14 protein-coding genes are annotated in these 17996 nt (G+C 74.1%); 13 read left to right on the top strand and 1 reads right to left on the bottom strand.

Features of this window, described 5'->3' with window-relative positions:
• Positions 1–40 precede the first annotated feature (40 nt).
• The 11 genes from AB0E62_RS07590 to AB0E62_RS07640 all read left to right on the top strand — a co-directional run bounded on the left by AB0E62_RS07590 (position 41) and on the right by AB0E62_RS07640 (position 14189).
• The gene (locus AB0E62_RS07590) at positions 41–1000 is read left to right on the top strand and encodes an EamA family transporter (RefSeq protein WP_362189546.1); all 960 of its coding nucleotides are present in this window, start codon (positions 41–43) and stop codon (positions 998–1000) included.
• A 68-nt stretch (positions 1001–1068) separates the two neighbouring features.
• Entirely contained in the window at positions 1069–2748 is a 1680-nt protein-coding gene (locus tag AB0E62_RS07595; RefSeq protein ID WP_362189549.1) for an NAD-dependent malic enzyme, read from the top strand.
• Between the two features lie 82 nt (positions 2749–2830).
• Positions 2831–3661: a TIGR03084 family metal-binding protein gene (locus tag AB0E62_RS07600; RefSeq protein ID WP_362189552.1), complete on the top strand. Its 831-nt coding sequence runs from the start codon at positions 2831–2833 to the stop codon at positions 3659–3661.
• On the top strand, positions 3658–5334 hold the full coding sequence (locus tag AB0E62_RS07605) for an acyclic terpene utilization AtuA family protein (protein ID WP_362189555.1): 1677 nt from the start codon (positions 3658–3660) through the stop codon (positions 5332–5334). Before AB0E62_RS07600 ends, AB0E62_RS07605 begins: the two co-directional genes overlap by 4 nt.
• On the top strand, positions 5331–6929 hold the full coding sequence (locus tag AB0E62_RS07610; protein ID WP_362189558.1) for a carboxyl transferase domain-containing protein: 1599 nt from the start codon (positions 5331–5333) through the stop codon (positions 6927–6929). Before AB0E62_RS07605 ends, AB0E62_RS07610 begins: the two co-directional genes overlap by 4 nt.
• A 7-nt stretch (positions 6930–6936) precedes the next feature.
• Positions 6937–8790 (top strand): biotin carboxylase N-terminal domain-containing protein, encoded by a 1854-nt coding sequence (locus AB0E62_RS07615; RefSeq protein WP_362189561.1) that lies wholly within the window; start codon positions 6937–6939, stop codon positions 8788–8790.
• Between the two features lie 7 nt (positions 8791–8797).
• On the top strand, positions 8798–9958 hold the full coding sequence (locus AB0E62_RS07620) for an acyl-CoA dehydrogenase family protein (protein WP_362189564.1): 1161 nt from the start codon (positions 8798–8800) through the stop codon (positions 9956–9958).
• Between the two features lie 23 nt (positions 9959–9981).
• A complete protein-coding gene (locus AB0E62_RS07625) occupies positions 9982–11571 on the top strand; it encodes a 4-coumarate--CoA ligase family protein (protein WP_362189567.1) in 1590 nt (529 codons plus the stop codon).
• A gap of 25 nt (positions 11572–11596) precedes the next feature.
• On the top strand, positions 11597–12343 hold the full coding sequence (locus tag AB0E62_RS07630) for an enoyl-CoA hydratase family protein (protein ID WP_362189570.1): 747 nt from the start codon (positions 11597–11599) through the stop codon (positions 12341–12343).
• Positions 12331–12936, top strand: a complete 606-nt coding sequence (locus AB0E62_RS07635; protein WP_362189573.1) for a TetR/AcrR family transcriptional regulator — start codon at positions 12331–12333, stop codon at positions 12934–12936. Before AB0E62_RS07630 ends, AB0E62_RS07635 begins: the two co-directional genes overlap by 13 nt.
• Positions 12937–13163: 227 nt before the next feature.
• Entirely contained in the window at positions 13164–14189 is a 1026-nt protein-coding gene (locus AB0E62_RS07640) for a 2-oxoglutarate and iron-dependent oxygenase domain-containing protein (protein WP_362189576.1), read from the top strand.
• A 27-nt stretch (positions 14190–14216) separates the two neighbouring features.
• Here the strand turns inward: AB0E62_RS07640 and AB0E62_RS07645 are convergent, their stop codons facing one another.
• Positions 14217–15317 (bottom strand): citrate synthase 2, encoded by a 1101-nt coding sequence (locus AB0E62_RS07645; protein WP_362189579.1) that lies wholly within the window; start codon positions 15315–15317, stop codon positions 14217–14219.
• Positions 15318–15493: 176 nt separating this feature from the next.
• Here AB0E62_RS07645 and pdxH point away from each other — a divergent pair, with 176 nt between their 5' ends.
• Together pdxH and AB0E62_RS07655 are read left to right on the top strand one after the other, a co-directional pair.
• Positions 15494–16180 carry a pyridoxamine 5'-phosphate oxidase gene (gene pdxH / locus AB0E62_RS07650; protein ID WP_362189582.1) on the top strand — a complete coding sequence of 229 codons (687 nt, stop codon included), beginning with the start codon at positions 15494–15496 and terminating at the stop codon, positions 16178–16180.
• A gap of 398 nt (positions 16181–16578) precedes the next feature.
• Positions 16579–17988, top strand: a complete 1410-nt coding sequence (locus AB0E62_RS07655) for a PAS domain-containing protein (protein ID WP_362189585.1) — start codon at positions 16579–16581, stop codon at positions 17986–17988.
• Positions 17989–17996 lie beyond the last annotated feature (8 nt).

Genomic DNA, 17996 nt, shown 5'->3' on the forward strand with positions numbered 1-17996 from the left:
AGATGTACATGATCTGATTCGAGCCAGCACCGGGACCGCCGTGAGCACCGTCAACACCCCCCGCGCCACGAACTCGACGTCACAGGCGTCCGCCACATCACCTGCATCGCCGTCTCCGCGCACCCCGGGTCGTCTCACCGCTCTGGGGCCGGTCGGACTGGTACTGGCCGGCGGCATCTCGGTCCAGTTCGGCGGCGCGCTGGCGGTCACCCTGATGCCCCGCGCCGGCGCGCTCGGCGTGGTGACCCTGCGCCTCCTCGCGGCGGCGATCGTCCTCCTCCTGGTCTGCCGGCCCCGGCTGCGTGGTCACTCGCGCTCCGACTGGGGCACGGTGATCGCCTTCGGCGTCGCCATGGGCGCGATGAACGGCCTGTTCTACGAAGCGGTCGACCGCATCCCGCTGGGCCCGGCGGTCACCCTGGAAGTCCTCGGCCCGCTGGCCCTGTCCGTCCTCGCCTCGCGCCGCGCGCTCAACGCCCTGTGGGCCGGCCTCGCCCTCGCGGGGGTGTTCCTGCTCGGCGGGGGAGGCTTCGGCGATCTGGACCCCCTGGGTGTCGCTTTCGCCCTGGGCGCCGGCGCCATGTGGGCGACCTACATCGTCTTCAGCGCGCGCACGGGCCGCCGCTTCCCCCAGGCCGACGGCCTCGCGCTGGCCATGGCGGTGGCGGCCCTGCTCTTCCTCCCCCTCGGCATCGCCGACGCCGGCACCCGACTGCTGGACCCCACCACCATCGCCCTCGGCTCCGCCGTGGCCCTGCTCTCCTCGGTCCTGCCCTACACCCTCGAACTCCTGGCCCTGCGCCGCCTGCCGGCCTCCACCTTCGCCATCCTGATGAGCCTGGAGCCCGCCATCGCCGCCACGGCCGGCTTCCTCGTCCTGGGCCAGTCCCTCGCCCCCGCGGAGGCGGCGGCCATCGCCCTGGTCATCGCCGCGAGCATCGGCGCGGTCCGCACCCAGATAGGCCACGGCAAGGCCACCCTGCCGGCCGAGGGCGGGTAAGACCGGCCGTCACCGTGCGCAGTCATTCGCCTGCGCACCGCGCCTCGCCCTGTGCGAAGGTGGGGCACATGAAAGTCACCGCCCGTGGGCGCGCCGTGCTCGGCGACCCCCGGATCAACCGCGGTACGGCGTTCACGGAGGCGGAGCGCCGGGCCCTGGATCTGGTCGGGCTGGTTCCGCCGCGCGTGCTCACCCAGGACCAGCAGGCCGAACGTGCCTACGGCCAGTTCCGGGAGCAGCCGGACGACCTGGCCAAGAGCGTCAACCTGACCGCGCTGCACGACCGCAACGAGGTGCTGTTCTACCGCCTCGTGGGCGACCACCTGGAAGAGATGCTGCCCATCGTCTACACCCCCACCGTGGGCACGGCGATCCGGCACTACAGCACCGAATACCGCCGCCCGCGCGGCATCTACCTCTCCGTTGACGCCCCCGGCGACATCGAGCGCTCCCTGCGCGCGAGCGGCCTGGGCGCCGACGACGTCGACCTGATCGTGGCCACCGACGGCGAGGGCATCCTCGGCATCGGGGACTGGGGCGTCGGCGGCATCGACATCGCGGTCGGCAAGCTCGCCGTCTACACGGCCGCCGCCGGCATCGACCCGCGCCGCACCCTGCCCGTCATGCTCGACGTCGGCACCAACCGCCGCGAACTGCTCGACAACCCCCTCTACCTCGGCAACCGCCACCCCCGCGCCGACCGCGCCACCTACGACGCCTTCATCGACGCCTACGTCACCACCGCCACCCGGATCTTCCCCGGCGCCCTGCTGCACTGGGAGGACTTCGGCACCGCCAACGCCCGCCGCGTCCTCGACCGCTACCGCGACCGGGTCTGCACCTTCAACGACGACATCCAGGGCACCGGAGCCGTCAACCTCGCCGCCGTCCTGTCCGGCGTCCGCGCCACCGGCGTGCCCCTGACCGAGCACCGGATCGTCGTCTTCGGCGCGGGCACCGCCGGCATCGGCGTCGCCGACCAGCTGCGCGACGCCCTGATCGCCGAGGGTCTGTCCGAGGCCGAGGCACCGGCCCGCTTCTGGTGCGTCGACCGGTACGGCCTGCTCACCGACGACCAGGGTGACCGGCTCAGCGACGCCCAGAGGCCGTACGCACGGCCCGCCGCCGAAACCGACGGCTGGCGCCGGGACGCGGACCTGCCCGGCATCCCGCTCGCGGAAGTCGTCCACCGGGTCCGCCCGACCATCCTGATCGGCACCTCCGGGCAGGGCGGCGCGTTCTCCGAGGGCATCGTCCGCGAGATGGCCCGGCACACCCGGCGCCCGATCATCCTGCCGATGTCCAACCCGACCGACCTGGCTGAGGCCACCCCCGCCGACCTGCTCGACTGGACCGACGGCAGGGCACTGGTGGCCACCGGCAGCCCCTTCGACCCGGTGGAACGGGACGGGACGACGTACGAGATCGGCCAGGCCAACAACGCGCTGGTCTTCCCCGGCCTCGGACTCGGCACGATCGTCACCCGCGCCTCGCGGGTCACCGACCGCATGCTGCGCGCGGCGGCCGACGCCGTGGCCCGCCGGACCGCCGACGCGGAGGTCTCCCGGCTGGACGCGCCGGTCCTCCCGCCGATCCGCGAGCTGCGCGCCACCTCGGAGGCGGTGGCGGTGGCCGTGGCCCGCGCCGCCGTGGACGAGGGGGTCGCCCGGGCCGCCCCGGACGACATCGAGGCGGCGGTACGGGCGGCCCGGTGGGAGCCGGTCTACCCGCCTCTGGAAGCTGTATGACGGCCTGGCCGCCGGCCGGAAGGACGGCCTGATTCATGCAAGCACGCTTGATTGTTTCTGGTGCCGCTGCCATGCTCCCCCCATGGCCGACCCGACGCCCGTCATCGACGACCTGCGTGCCGAAAGCCGTGAACTCGACCTGCTGGTAGCCGAGTCCAGTCCGCCGCAGTGGGAGCTGCCGACTCCCGCGGCCGGCTGGACCGTCGCCCACCAGATCGCCCACCTCGCCTGGACCGACCGCTCGGCACTGCTCGCCGTCACCGACCCCGACGCCTTCCGCCCGCTGGTGGAGAAGGCGCTCGCCGCCCCCGGTTCCTTCGTGGACGAGGGAGCCGAGGAGGGCGCCGCGCTCCCGCCCGCCGACCTGCTGGCCACCTGGCGCGCCGGACGCACCGCCCTCGCCGAGGCCCTGCTCGGCGCCCCGCCCGGCGCCCGCTTCCCCTGGTACGGCCCGCCCATGTCGGCGGCCTCCATGGCCACGGCCCGGCTCATGGAGACCTGGGCCCATGGTCTGGACGTAGCCGACGCCCTGGGTGTGTTGCGCCCACCCACCGACCGGCTCCGGCATGTGGTCCGGCTCGGGGTGCGCACCCGGGACTTCGCCTTCGGGGTGCACGGACTGACCCCGCCGGCCGAGGAGTTCCGGGTCGAACTCGTCGCGCCCTCGGGCGAGGTGTGGGCGTACGGCCCCGAACGCGCCGCGCAACGCGTCACCGGCCCCGCTCTCGACTTCTGCCTCCTGGTCACCCAGCGCGCCCACCGCGCCGACCTCGCCCTGACGGCCACCGGCCCGGACGCCGACCGCTGGCTCGGCATCGCCCAGACCTTCGCCGGCCCACCCGGCACCGGCCGCCCACCGGGCACCGGCCGTCCGCATGGCCCCGGCCGCCCGACGCGAGGAGCCGGCCGGTGACACCGCTGCGCATCGGCAACTTCTCCGGTTTCTACGGCGACCGCTCCGACGCCCTGCGCGAGATGCTCACCGGCGGCGAGGTCGACGTCCTCACCGGTGACTACCTCGCCGAACTCACCATGCTCCTCCTCGCCCGCGACCGGCTGAAAGACCCGTCCGCCGGATACGCCCGCACCTTCCCGCGCCAACTGGAGGACTGCCTGGGCCTCGCCCACGAGCGCGGCGTGCGGATCGTCACCAACGCGGGCGGCCTCGACCCCGCCGGACTCGCCGGGGAGATACGGCGGCTGGCGGACCGGCTCGGCCTCCCGGTGCGGGTCGCGCATGTCGAGGGCGACGACCTGACCGCCGCCCACCCCGGCGCCCTCGCCGCCCACGCCTATCTCGGCGGCTTCGGCATCACCGCGTGCCTGCGGGCCGGCGCCGACGTGGTGGTCACCGGCCGGGTGACCGACGCGGCCCTGGTCACCGGGCCCGCCGCGGCGCACTTCGGCTGGACGCCCACGGAGTACGACCGGCTCGCCGGCGCCGTCGTCGCCGGACATGTGCTGGAGTGCGGTACCCAGGCGACCGGCGGGAACTACGCCTTCTTCCACGAGGGGGACGTACGCCGGCCCGGCTTCCCGCTCGCCGAGATCCACGCCGACGGCAGCAGCGTGATCACCAAGCACCCCGGCACGGGCGGCTTCGTGGACGTGGGCACGGTCACCGCCCAACTGCTGTACGAGACCGGCGGCGCCCGGTACGCCGGACCCGATGTCACGGCCCGGCTGGACACCGTACGGCTCGTCCGGCAGGGGCCGGACCGGGTGCGGATCGAGGGGGTGCGCGGGGAGGCGCCGCCGCCCACGCTCAAGGTCGGGATCAACCGGCTCGGCGGCTTCCGCAACGAGGTCGTCTTCGTGCTCACCGGGCTCGGCATCGAGGCCAAGGCGGCCCTGGTGCGGGAGCAGCTCGCGGGCGCGCTCGCCAAGTCGCCGCCCCAGGAGGTGCGGTGGGAGCTGGTGCGCACCGACCGGGCCGACGCGGACACCGAGGAGACGGCCAGCGCGCTGCTGCGGCTCGTCGTGCGCGACCCGGACCAGCAGGTCGTGGGGCGGGCGCTGAGCGGCGCCGCGGTGGAGCTGGCCCTGGCCAGTTACCCCGGCTTCCATGTGCTGGCCCCACCCGGAAAGGGCGCGCCGTATGGGATCTTCGAAGATGTGTACGTGCCCCATATGGGCGCCACACATGTGGCCGTCCTCCATGACGGCCGCCGTATCCCCGTGCCGCCGCCCCAGGAGACGCGCCCCCTGGCCGCTGTCCCGGACCCGCCCCTCCCGGAACCCCTCCCGCCCGGGCCGACCCGGCGGGCGCCCCTCGGCCTGGTCGCCGGTGCCCGCAGCGGGGACAAGGGCGGGAACGCCAACGTCGGGGTCTGGGCCCGGTCCGAGGACGGCTGGCGCTGGCTCGCCCACGCGCTGACGGCCGACACCTTCCGGCGGCTGGTCCCCGAGAGCCGGGACCTGCCCGTCACCCGGCACCTGCTTCCCCACCTGCGCGCCGTCAACTTCGTCGTGGAGGGCATCCTCGGCGCCGGCGTCGCCGCGCAAGCCCGCTTCGACCCGCAGGCCAAGGCCCTCGGCGAATGGCTGCGCTCCCGCCACCTGGACATCCCGGAGGCCCTGCTGTGACGGTCCTGCCAACCGCTGTCGACCCCACCGCCCCCGACCACCGGGCCCACCGCGAGGCGATGCTCGCCAAGCTCGCCGACCTGGAGGCCGAGCACGCCAAGGCGCTCGCGGGCGGCGGCGAGAAGTACGTCGCCCGGCACCGGGGGCGCGGCAAACTGCTCGCCCGCGAGCGGATCGAGCTGCTGCTCGACCCCGACACGCCGTTCCTGGAGCTGTCGCCGCTGGCCGCCTGGGGCAGCGAGTACCCCGTGGGCGCCTCCCTCGTCACCGGCATCGGCGTGGTCGAGGGCGTGGAGTGCCTGATCACCGCCAACGACCCGACCGTGCGCGGCGGCGCCAGCAACCCCTGGAGCCTGCGGAAGGCCCTGCGCGCGAACGACATCGCCCTGGCCAACCGGCTGCCCTGCATCAGCCTGGTGGAGTCCGGCGGCGCCGACCTGCCGTCCCAGAAGGAGATCTTCGTCCCCGGCGGGGCGATCTTCCGCGACCTCACCCGGCTGTCCGCCGCTGGCATCCCCACCCTCGCCGTCGTCTTCGGCAACTCCACCGCCGGCGGCGCGTACGTCCCCGGCATGTCCGACCACGTGATCATGGTCAAGGAGCGGGCGAAGGTGTTCCTCGGCGGGCCGCCGCTGGTGAAGATGGCCACCGGCGAGGAGAGCGACGACGAGTCGCTGGGCGGCGCCGAGATGCACGCGCGGGTGTCCGGCCTCGCCGACTACTTCGCGCTGGACGAGCCGGACGCGCTGCGCCGGGCGCGCCGCGTCGTGGCCCGCCTCAACCACCGCAAGGCCCACCCCGACCCCGGCCCGGCCGAGCCGCCGAGGTACGACCCCGAGGAACTGCTCGGCATCGTCCCGGACGACCTCAAGATCCCGTTCGACCCGCGCGAGGTGATCGCCCGGATCGTGGACGGCTCCGACTTCGACGAGTTCAAGCCGCTGTACGGCACCAGTCTGGTCACCGGCTGGGCCGCCCTGCACGGCTATCCGGTCGGCGTCCTGGCCAACGCCCAGGGCGTCCTGTTCAGCGCCGAGTCGCAGAAGGCCGCCCAGTTCATCCAGCTCGCCAACCAGCGCGACATCCCGCTGCTGTTCCTGCACAACACCACCGGCTACATGGTCGGCAAGGAGTACGAGCAGGGCGGGATCATCAAACACGGCTCGATGATGATCAACGCGGTCGCCAACAGCCGGGTGCCGCACCTCTCGGTGCTCATGGGCGCGTCGTACGGCGCCGGGCACTACGGCATGTGCGGCCGGGCCTACGACCCCCGGTTCCTGTTCGCCTGGCCCAGCGCCAAGTCCGCCGTGATGGGCCCGCAGCAGCTCGCCGGGGTGCTGTCGATCGTCACCCGGCAGTCGGCGGCCGCCAAGGGGCAGCCGTACGACGAGGACGCGGACGCGGCCCTGCGCGCGATGGTGGAGCGGCAGATCGAGGCCGAGTCGCTGCCGATGTTCCTGTCCGGGCGGCTGTACGACGACGGCGTCATCGACCCGCGCGACACCCGCACCGTCCTCGGCCTGTGCCTGTCCGCCCTGCACACCGCGCCCTACGAGGGCGCGCGCGGCGGCTTCGGCGTCTTCCGGATGTGAGGATCACATGATTTCCAGTGTGCTGGTCGCCAATCGGGGCGAGATCGCCTGCCGCGTCTTCCGCACCTGCCGTGAGCTGGGCATCGGGACGGTCGCGGTGCACTCCGACGCCGACGCGGAGGCGCTGCACGCGCGCGTGGCCGACACGGCGGTACGGCTGCCGGGCGCGGCACCCGCCGACACGTACCTGCGCGGCGACCTGGTGGTGCGGGCGGCGCTGGCCGCCGGGGCGGACGCCGTGCACCCGGGCTACGGCTTCCTCTCCGAGAACGCCGGCTTCGCCCGGGCCGTGCGGGACGCCGGGCTGGTGTGGATCGGTCCGCCGCCGGAGGCCATCGAGGCCATGGCGTCCAAGACCCGCGCCAAGCGGCTGATGGGCCTCGCCCCGCTGGACCCGGACGGGGTGACCGAGGCCGACCTGCCGGTCCTGGTGAAGGCGGCGGCGGGCGGCGGGGGGCGCGGGATGCGGATCGTGCGCCGCCTGGAGGAGCTGGGGAGCGCGCTGGAGGGCGCGCGCGCCGAGGCCGCGAGCGCCTTCGGCGACGGCGAGGTGTTCGTGGAGCCGTACCTGGAGCACGGCCGCCATGTGGAGGTGCAGATCCTCGCCGACACCCACGGCACCGTCTGGCCGCTCGGCACCCGCGACTGCTCCCTCCAGCGCCGCCACCAGAAGGTCGTCGAGGAGGCCCCGGCGCCCGGACTCACCCAGGGGCTCGCCGAGGAACTGCGGACGCTCGCCGTGCGCGCCGCCCGCGCCGTCTCGTACACCGGCGCCGGCACGGTCGAGTTCCTGGTCGCCGGCGGCCGCGCCCACTTCCTGGAGATGAACACCCGCCTCCAGGTGGAACACCCGGTCACGGAGGCCGTGTTCGGGCTCGACCTGGTCGCCGAGCAGATCCGGATCGCCGAGGGGCACGCCCTCGGAACCGAGCCCCCGCGCGCCCGGGGGCACGCCGTCGAGGCCCGCCTCTACGCCGAGGACCCGGCCCGTGACTGGGCCCCCCAGACCGGCACCCTGCACCGGCTCGCCGTACCGGACGGCGTCCGCCTGGACACCGGCTACGCCGACGGCGACACCATCGGCGTCCACTACGACGCCATGCTCGCCAAGGTCGTCGCCCACGCCCCCACCCGGGCCGAGGCGATCCGCCGGCTCGCCGGCGCGCTGGAGTCCGCCACGGTCCACGGCCCGGTGACCAACCGGGACCTGCTGGTGCGCTCGCTGCGGCACGAGGAGTTCACCGGGGCCCGCATGAACACCGGCTTCTACGACCGCCACCTCGGCGCGCTGACCACGCCCGCCCACGACCCGTACGCACCCCTGGCCGCCGCCCTCGCCGACGCCCACGGCCGTTCCCGGTTCGGCGGCTGGCGCAACCTCCCCTCGCAGCCGCAGGTGAAGCGGTACGAGCTGGGCGGCGAGGAGCACGAGGTCCGCTACCGGTACACCCGCGACGGCCTCGCCGCCGACGGCGTCCGGGTCGTGCACGCCGACGCGCGCCTGGTGGTCCTGGACATCGACGGGGTACGGCGGAAGTTCACCGTCGCCCGCTACGGCGACCAGGTCCACGTCAACGCCACCCGCCTGACCGCCCTGCCCCGTTTCCCCGACTCCGCCGACCGGCTCGCCCCCGGTTCGCTGGTGGCCCCGATGCCGGGCACGGTCGTCCGGCTCGCCGAGGGCCTGGCGGAAGGGGCAACGGTCCGGGCCGGTCAGGGACTCATATGGGTGGAGGCGATGAAGATGCAACACCTGATCTCGGCACCCGCCGCCGGAACCCTCACCGCCCTGCACGCCAGGCCCGGACAGCAGGTAGAGCCGGGCACGGTCCTCGCAGTGGTGCGGGAAACCTCTTCCTAGGAGCCCCATGACCGCCGTCATCGAGTCCGAAGAACACAAGGCCCTGCGGTCCGCCGTGGCCGCACTCGGCAAGCGCTACGGCCGTGACTACGTCACCCGCACGGTCGCCGCGGGCAAACCCCCCGCCGAACTCTGGTCCGACGCCGGCAAGCTCGGCTACCTCGGCGTCAACCTCCCCGAGGAGTACGGCGGCGGGGGCGGCGGCATAGCCGACCTCTCCATCGTCCTCGAAGAGTTGGGTGCCGCCGGCTCCCCGCTCCTCATGCTCATCGTGTCGCCCGCCATCTGCGGCACGGTGATCGCCCGCTTCGGCACCGAGGAGCAGAAGCGGCGCTGGCTGCCCGGCCTCGCCGACGGCACCCGCCTCATGGCCTTCGGCATCACCGAGCCCGACGCCGGCTCCAACAGCCACCGCATCACCACCACGGCCCGCCGCGACGGCACCGACTGGCTGCTCACCGGCCGCAAGGTCTTCATCTCCGGGGTCGACACGGCCGACGCCGTCCTCGTCGTCGGCCGCACCGAGGACGCCCGCACCGGCACCCTCAAGCCCTGCCTGTTCATCGTCCCCACGGACGCCGAGGGCTTCCACAAGCACCCCATCGCCATGGAACTCAACGCGGCGGAGAAGCAGTTCGAGCTGGTCCTGGACGACGTCCGGCTGCCCGCCGACGCGCTCGTGGGCGACGAGGACGCCGGGCTGCTGCAACTGTTCGCCGGACTGAACCCCGAGCGGATCATGACGGCCGCCTTCGCCATCGGCATGGGCCGCTACGCCCTCGCCAGGGCCGTCGAGTACGCCCGTGAGCGCACGGTCTGGAAAGCCCCCATCGGCGCCCACCAGGCCATCGCCCACCCGCTGGCGCAGGCCCACATCGAACTGGAGCTGGCCCGGCTGATGATGCAGAAAGCGGCACATCTCTACGACTCCGGGGACGACATCGGCGCCGGCGAGGCCGCCAACATGGCCAAGTACGCGGCGGGCGAGGCCTGTGTGCGCGCCGTCGACCAGGCCGTGCACACCCTCGGCGGCAACGGCCTCACCCGGGAGTTCGGGCTCGCCTCGCTGATAACCGCCGCCCGCGTGGCACGTATCGCCCCGGTGAGCCGGGAGATGATCCTCAACTACGTCTCCCACCAGAGCCTGGGCCTGCCCAAGTCGTACTGAGCGGCCCCGCGTGAGGAGGAACCGTGTTCCGCAGCGAGTACGCAGACGTCCCGCCCGTAGAACTCCCCATCCACGACGCCGTCCTGGGCCACGCCACCGCCTTCGGCGACCGGCCCGCCCTGATCGACGGCACGGACGGCACCACCCTCACGTACGAGCAGGTGGACCGGTTCCACCGGCGCCTCGCCGCCGCCCTCGCCGAGACCGGCGTACGCAAGGGCGACGTCCTCGCCCTGCACAGCCCCAACACGATCGCCTTCCCGACCGCGTTCTATGCCGCCACCCGAGCCGGTGCCACCGTCACCACCGCGCACCCGCTCGCCACCGCCGAGGAGTTCGCCCGGCAGCTGCGCGACAGCGCGGCCCGCTGGGTCGTCACCGTCTCCCCGCTGCTGGCCACCGCCCGCAGGGCCGCCGAACTCGCGGGCGGCGTCCGGGAGATCCTCGTGTGCGACAGCGCGCCCGGGCACCGCTCGCTGACCGGCCTGCTCGCCACCACCGCCCCCGAGCCACGGATCGCCATCGACCCGGCCGAGGACATCGCCGTGCTGCCGTACTCCTCCGGGACCACCGGCACCCCCAAGGGCGTGATGCTCACCCACCGGCAGATCGCCACCAACCTCGCCCAGCTGGAGTCGGCCGTCCCGGCCGGCCCCGGCGACCGCATCCTCGCCATCCTGCCCTTCTTCCACATCTACGGCCTCACCGCCCTGATGAACGCGCCCCTGCGCAAGGGCGCCACCGTGGTCGTCCTGCCCCGCTTCGAGCTGGAGACCTTCCTCGCCGCCATCGAGAAGCACCGCATCACCGGCCTGTACGTGGCGCCGCCGGTCGTCCTCGCCCTCGCCAAGCACCCGGCGGTCGGCCGCTACGACCTCTCCTGCCTCAAGTACGTCATCAGCGCCGCCGCCCCGCTGGACGCCCGGCTCGCCCGCGCCTGCTCCGAACGGCTCGGCCTGCCCCCGATCGGCCAGGCGTACGGCATGACGGAGCTGTCGCCCGGCACCCACGTCGTCCCCCTGGACCGGCTGCGCGAGGCGCCCGCCGGCACGGTCGGCCGGCTCCTCCCCGGCACCGAGATGCGGATCGTCTCCCTGGAGGACCCCGGCCGGGACCTCGGACCCGGCGAGTCCGGCGAGATCCTGATCCGCGGCCCCCAGGTGATGAAGGGCTACCTGGGCCGCCCCGACGCCACCGCCGCCCTGATCGACCCCGACGGCTGGCTGCACACCGGGGACGTCGGCCACGCCGACGAGGACGGCTGGCTGTTCGTCGTGGACCGGGTGAAGGAACTCATCAAGTACAAGGGCTACCAAGTGGCCCCCGCCGAACTGGAGGCCCTGCTGCTCACCCACCCCGGCATCGCCGACGCCGCCGTGATCGGCGCCCGCGACGAGGACGGCAACGAGATCCCGCACGCCTTCGTCGTCCGCCGGCCCGGCCCCGGCGGCCCGGCCGAGGACGAGATCCTGGGGTTCGTCGCCGAGCGCGTCGCCCCCTACAAACGCGTCCGCCGGATCACCTTCACCGACGCCGTCCCCCGTGCCGCCTCCGGCAAGATCCTGCGCCGGCGGCTCAGGGAGCACCCGGGACCGGCGGGGGAGCACACATGACCGGCCGACACCCCAGGGAGTGCCCATGACCGACCCCGCAGCGCCGATCGGCCGGACCCGCGTCCGTGGCGTCGAGACCCTCAGCCTCGACGCCACCGCCACCCGCAACGCCCTGTCCGCGGCCCTCGTCGCCCGGCTCGCCGACACCCTGGCCGACTGCGGGGCGGACCCGGACGTACGGGCCGTGGTCCTCACCCACACCGGGACGACGTTCTGCGCCGGCGCCGACCTGCGCGACCCGCCCGCCCCGGACGCCCTCGTGGCCCTGTTGCGGCAGATCGTGGAGCTGCCCCGGCCGGTCGTCGCCCGGGTCACCGGCCATGTCCGCGCCGGCGGCCTCGGTCTGCTCGCCGCCTGCGACATCGCCGCCGCCTCCGCCGGGGCCACGTTCGCCTTCACGGAGGTGCGCGTCGGGGTCGCCCCCGCCGTGATCTCCCTGCCCGTCCTGCCGCGCGCCGACCCCCGCGCCCTGGCCCGCTACTACCTCACCGGTGAACGCTTCGGCCCGTCCGAGGCCGTACGGCTGGGCCTGCTGACGGCGGCGGGGGACGACGTGGACGAGGCCCTCGCCCCCGTCCTGGACGGCCTGCGCCGCGCCTCCCCGGAGGCCCTGGCCGAGACCAAACGGCTGCTCACGGCTAGGGTGCTGGAGACATTCGACCGGGACGCGGCCGCGCTGACCGCGCTGACGGCCCGGCTGTTCTCCTCCGGCCACGCCCGGGAGGGGATGACGGCCTTCCTGGAAAGACGTGAGGCGGCATGGGTGGTGTGAGGACGACCGAACGCGAGCGCGTGCCCAAGCAGGACCGCAGCCGGGCCACCCGGCAGCGGCTCCTGGAGGCCGCCGTGGCCTGCCTCGCCGAGCGGGGGTGGGCGGGTTCCACGGTCGCCGTCGTCGCCGAACGCGCCGGCGTCTCCCGGGGCGCCGCCCAGCACCACTTCCCGACCCGGGAGGACCTCTTCACCGCGGCCGTCGAGTATGTCTCCGAGGAACGCTCGCTGGCGCTGCGGGCCCTGTTCCCGGACGGTCCCGCCGACCGCCGGGCCGTCGTGTCGGCCCTCGTGGACCTCTACACCGGCCCGCTCTTCCGCGCCGCCCTGCACCTGTGGGTCGCCGCCTCCGACGAGGAACAACTGCGCCCGCGCGTGACCGAGCTGGAGGCCCGGGTGGGCCGCGAGACCCACCGCATAGCCGTCGAACTCCTCGGCGCCGACGAGTCGCGCCCCGGCGTCCGCGAGACCGTCCAGGGCCTGCTCGACATGGCCCGCGGCCTGGGCCTGGCCAACCTCCTCACCGACGACACCGGCCGCCGCGAACGGGTCGTCGCCCAGTGGGCGGCGCTGCTGGACGGCGCGCTGGGCTGAGCGGGCCGCCCAGAGGGGTTTGTCACGCGGCGCGTTACCCTTGGCCCATGCTTCCGATGCTCGTCCGCCGCCGCCACGTGGACTACGTGCGCGTCACGAGCACGGGCTGTCGGCACCTCTCCGCCTGACAGCCCCCTGCATCTCCCTTTTTCTTTTCTTTTCCGGCACCCGGGGGCCGCCCTCACCCCTCGGCGGCCGCCCGTGCCCCGTACACCCGCGGACGCACCATGACCACGCACACAGTGACGTCGTACGACCAGCTTCCGATCATCGACCTGTCGGCCGCCGGCCGCGGTCCCCAGGCCCGTGCCCTGCTCCACGCCCAGCTGCACAGCGCCGCCCACGACGTCGGCTTCTTCCAGCTCGTCGGGCACGGCGTCACCCGGGCCGAGACGGACGCGCTGCTCAGTGCCATGCGCGCCTTCTTCGCCCTCCCCGAGGCCGACCGGCTCGCCCTCGACAACGTCAACTCGCCGCACTTCAGGGGCTACACCCGCACCGGCGACGAGCGCACCGGCGGCGCCCGCGACTGGCGCGACCAGCTCGACATCGGCGCCGAGCGCCCCGCCCGGATCCCCGGCCCCGGCGAGCCGCCGTACTGGTGGCTCCAGGGCCCCAACCAGTGGCCCGCCGCCCTGCCCCGGCTGCGCACCGCCGCCCTCGCCTGGATCGACCGGCTCAGCGCGGTCGCCCACCGTCTGCTGCGCGAACTGCTGACCGCGATCGGCGCCCCGGCCGGCTTCTACGACCCGGTCTTCGGCGAGCACGCCCACCCGCACCTCAAGCTCGTCCGCTACCCCGGCAGCGCCGCCGACGGCACCGGCCAGGGCGTGGGCGCCCACAAGGACTACGGCTTCCTGACCCTGCTCCTCCAGGACACGGTGGGCGGCCTCCAGGTCCAGCGCGAGGACGGCCGTTTCCACGACGTGCCCCCCATGGAGGGCGCCTTCGTGGTCAACCTCGGCGAGCTGCTGGAGGTGGCGACCAACGGCTATCTGCTGGCCACCAACCACCGCGTCGTCAGCCCGCCCGGCGCCACCGAGCGGTACTCGGTGCCGTTCTTCTACAACCCCCGCCTGGACGCCCGGATCGACCCGCTGCCCTTCCCGCACGCCGCCGAGGCCCCCGGCGTCACCACCGACCCGGCGAACCCGCTGTACGCCGAGTACGGCTACAACGAGCTGAAGGGCAAGCTGAGGGCCCACCCGCTGGTGGCGGAGCGGCACCACGGGAACTTGCTGACGCCTGCCTGACCGGTGCCCCGGGTACGGGGCCGCGGCTCAGGGGGCGATGTCCCCGTACCCCTGGATGTCCCGGGGGCTGCGCGGCCCCGGCCCCACGTACCGCGCCGACGGCCGCACCAGCCGGCCCGTGCGCTTCTGCTCCAGGATGTGCGCGGACCACCCGGCGGTGCGGGCGCACGTGAACATGGACGTGAACATGTGCGCCGGCACCTCGGCGAAGTCCAGCACGATCGCGGCCCAGAACTCCACGTTCGTGGCCAGCACCCGGTCCGGCCGCCGGTTGTGCAGCTCCTCCAGCGCGGCCTTCTCCAGCGCCTCGGCCACCTCGAAGCGCGGCGCCCCCAGCTCCCGGGCCGTGCGCCGCAGCACCCGGGCCCGCGGGTCCTCGGCGCGGTACACCCGGTGCCCGAAGCCCATCAGCCGCTCGCCCCGGTCCAGGGCCCCCTTGACGTACGCCTCCGCGTCGCCGGTGCGCTCGATCTCCTCGATCATCCCGAGCACCCGGGAGGGCGCGCCGCCGTGCAGCGGCCCGGACATGGCGCCCACCGCGCCGGACAGCGCGGCGGCGACGTCCGCGCCGGTGGAGGCGATGACCCGGGCGGTGAAGGTGGAGGCGTTCATGCCGTGCTCGGCGGCGGACGTCCAGTAGGCGTCGACGGCCGCGACGTGCTTGGGGTCCGGCTCGCCGCGCCAGCGGATCATGAACCGCTCGACCACCGAGTGCGCCTTGTCGATCTCCCGCTGCGGCACCATCGGCAGCCCCTGCCCGCGCGCGGACTGGGCGACGTAGGACAGGGCCATGACCGCGGCCCGGGCCAGGTCCTCGCGGGCCTGCCGCTCGTCGATGTCGAGCAGCGGCCGCAGCCCCCACACGGGGGCGAGCATGGCGAGCGCCGACTGCACGTCCACCCGGATGTCACCGGAGTGCACCGGGATCGGGAACGGCTCGGCGGGCGGCAGACCGGGGTTGAAGGCGCCGTCGACCAGCAGCCCCCACACGTTGCCGAACGAGACGTGACCGACCAGGTCCTCGATGTCGACGCCCCGGTAGCGCAGGGCACCGCCCTCCTTGTCCGGTTCGGCGATCTCCGTCTCGAACGCGACGACTCCTTCGAGTCCGGGTACGAAATCGGACATCAGGCGGCTCCTCGTGAGAAGTGGACGGCGGTCACCCCGGTGATGCCCCGATGCGCCGGCGGTCACCCATGGTCAACCCAACCGCAAAGGGAGCAGCACGATAACGCCCGGTGCCAGGGTTGGGGAGACCACACGACACCCCGTGCCATACCCGTTCTATACGGCAAGATGACCGCGTGACCGATCGCGACCCGCTTCCGGACCCCGTTCTCGACCCCGCTGCCATGCGCAAGCAGTACCGGGCCGACGGCCTCGCCGAGGAGGACCTCGCAAGCCACCCGATGGACCAGTTCGCCCGCTGGTTCGAGGATGCCGCCCGGGCCGCCCTGCACGGCACGCTCTACGAACCCAACGCCATGGTCGTCTCGACGGCGGACGCGGCCGGCCGCCCCAGCTCCCGCACGGTCCTGCTCAAGCAGTACGACACCGAGGGCTTCGTCTTCTACACCAACTACGGCTCCCGCAAGGCCCTCGACCTCGCGCGGAACCCGCACGTCTCGCTGCTCTTTCCCTGGCACCCGCTGGCCCGCCAGGTCATCGTGACCGGCACCGCCCGGCGCACCGGACGCGACGAGACCGCCGCCTACTTCCGCACCCGCCCGCACGGCTCCCAGCTGGGCGCCTGGGCCAGTGCCCAGTCCACCGTGATCGCCTCCCGCTCCGAACTCGACGCGGCCTACGCCGAACTGGAGGCCCGCTACCCGGAGGACGAACAGGTCCCGGTGCCGCCGCACTGGGGCGGCTTCCGGATCACCCCGGAGACGGTCGAGTTCTGGCAGGGCCGCGCCAACCGCCTCCACGACCGCCTGCGCTACGCCGCCCGGCCGGACGGCACCTGGACGGTCGAACGCCTCAGCCCCTGACACCCCGGGACACGCACGGGGAGGGTGCGGAGACGCAGACGACCCGCGGGCTGGGTTCCTCCGAGGAGGAGCCGGCCGGACGTACCGGCAGCCCGCGGGTCGGGTGACTGCTTGGGATTGGGCCGGCTGCGCGCATCTCTCACGCGCTGGTCCGGCACCGCACATGCTGTGGTGTCGGGCCGCTAGCCCGCAGCCACCTCACGCGTCCGGTTCTCATACATCTGCCGAACCACCTCCCTTCTCGTGTACCGACAGCCTAAGAAGCACCCGGGACGCACTCAACTGTTTTTTCTTGCGGGAACAGGGTGTGGGCTGGGTCACGTTCCAGTTGAATGAGGGCCAGTGAGGGAACCGGGCGCCGTATGCACAGGCGCGGACGCAGTCTCCAGGGGGTCGAGGTGAGTGCTTCGCGGCGGAGTGGGGCCACGGACGAGCTGGGGCCGGACGAGCCCGGTGAGCCGGGTTCCGATCTGCTGGCCGCACTGCTCGACGGGATGGACGCGGCGTTGTGCGCGTTCGACGCCGACGGGGTCGTCACGCACTGGAACCGCGAGGCCGAGCGGATCCTCGGCTGGACGGCCGCCGAGGCCGTCGGGCGGCACGGCTTCGCCGGCTGGGCGGTGCGCAGCGCCGACGCCGAGGAGGTGCAGGCCCGGCTGATGTCGGCGATGCACGCGCCGGGCCGCCAGGTGCACGAGTTCGCGCTGGTCACCAAGGACGGCGGGCGGATCCTCGTCCGCACCCAGTCGGCCGCCGTGCGCGGGCCCGACGGGAAACCGGCCGGGGTGTACTGCGCGTTCAGCGAGGTGCACGCGCAGATCGACCTGGAGCGGTCCATCGCGCTGAGCGAGGCGCTGTTCGAGGACGCCGCCTGGGGTGTCGTCCTCGTCGACGCCGATCTGCGGCCCGCCGTGGTCAACGCCTACGCGGCGCGGGCCCTGGGCGTCGGACGGGCCGCGGCGCTGGGCCGGCCGCTCGGCGAACTGCTCACGCAGGGCGCGGAGGAGCTGGAGGCCGCGCTGACGCACGTCCTGGCCGAGGGTGCGCCGCCCGCGCCCGCCGAGATGTGGGTGGCCGTGCGCACGCCCGAGGGCGAGCGGCGGCGCTGCTGGCGCAACGGGTTCCTGCGGCTGGCCTCGCCGCTCGCCGAGGAGCCGGTGCCGCTCGGCGTCGGCTGGCTGTTCCAGGACGTCACCGAGGCCCGGCAGGACCAGCAGGAGGCGGCCCTGCTGCGGTTCCGGTCGAACCAGCTGCACCGCGCGGCCCGGGCCGCCGCCGAGTACGAGGACCCGGCGGAGGCGGCCGTCGTCCATCTGGACTTCGCCCTCGCCGGGTTCGCCGACCACGCCCTGGTCGACCGGCTGGCGGGCGGCCCGCGCGCGGAGGGCGGGGACGGCCCGGAACCGGTACGGCTGGTCCGGCTCGCCGCGACGCCCGCCGGCGCGCCGGGGCCGAGCCTGCTGACGGGCGCGGCCGGACTGCCCGTGCGCTACCCGGACGGCCACCCGGCGCGGCAGTGCGTGCGGCGGGCCGGGACCGTGCGCGCGGACGCCGGCGACCTGCCGGCCGAGCGGGCGCGGGAGTGGGCGCTGGAGCGGCAGTGGCCCGGTGACGCGGTGTACGCGCTGTGCGCGGTGCTGCGCAGCCGGGGGCGGACGCTCGGCGTGCTGACCTTCCTGCGCGGCGCCGGCCGCAGCCGCTTCGAGCGCGCCGACACCGCCTACGCCGAGGACGTCGCCGTACGGATCGCGGCGGCCCTGGACCTGGCGGACGCCGTGCGCGGACGACAGGACCCCGGCGGGCGATGAGCCCCGGG

Source organism: Streptomyces sp. NPDC038707, from assembly GCF_040636485.1.
Lineage (GTDB): Bacteria > Actinomycetota > Actinomycetes > Streptomycetales > Streptomycetaceae > Streptomyces.

What these genes read in the sequence shown, in the direction of transcription:
- AB0E62_RS07620 (WP_362189564.1), top strand. Translation starts at nt 8,798, where the DNA reads ATGACCGCCGTCATCGAGTCCGAAGAACACAAGGCCCTGCGGTCCGCC.
- AB0E62_RS07600 (WP_362189552.1), top strand. Translation starts at nt 2,831, where the DNA reads ATGGCCGACCCGACGCCCGTCATCGACGACCTGCGTGCCGAAAGCCGT.
- AB0E62_RS07630 (WP_362189570.1), top strand. Translation starts at nt 11,597, where the DNA reads ATGACCGACCCCGCAGCGCCGATCGGCCGGACCCGCGTCCGTGGCGTC.
- AB0E62_RS07635 (WP_362189573.1), top strand. Translation starts at nt 12,331, where the DNA reads ATGGGTGGTGTGAGGACGACCGAACGCGAGCGCGTGCCCAAGCAGGAC.
- AB0E62_RS07615 (WP_362189561.1), top strand. Translation starts at nt 6,937, where the DNA reads ATGATTTCCAGTGTGCTGGTCGCCAATCGGGGCGAGATCGCCTGCCGC.
- AB0E62_RS07640 (WP_362189576.1), top strand. Translation starts at nt 13,164, where the DNA reads ATGACCACGCACACAGTGACGTCGTACGACCAGCTTCCGATCATCGAC.
- AB0E62_RS07595 (WP_362189549.1), top strand. Translation starts at nt 1,069, where the DNA reads ATGAAAGTCACCGCCCGTGGGCGCGCCGTGCTCGGCGACCCCCGGATC.
- AB0E62_RS07645 (WP_362189579.1), bottom strand. Translation starts at nt 15,317, where the DNA reads ATGTCCGATTTCGTACCCGGACTCGAAGGAGTCGTCGCGTTCGAGACG.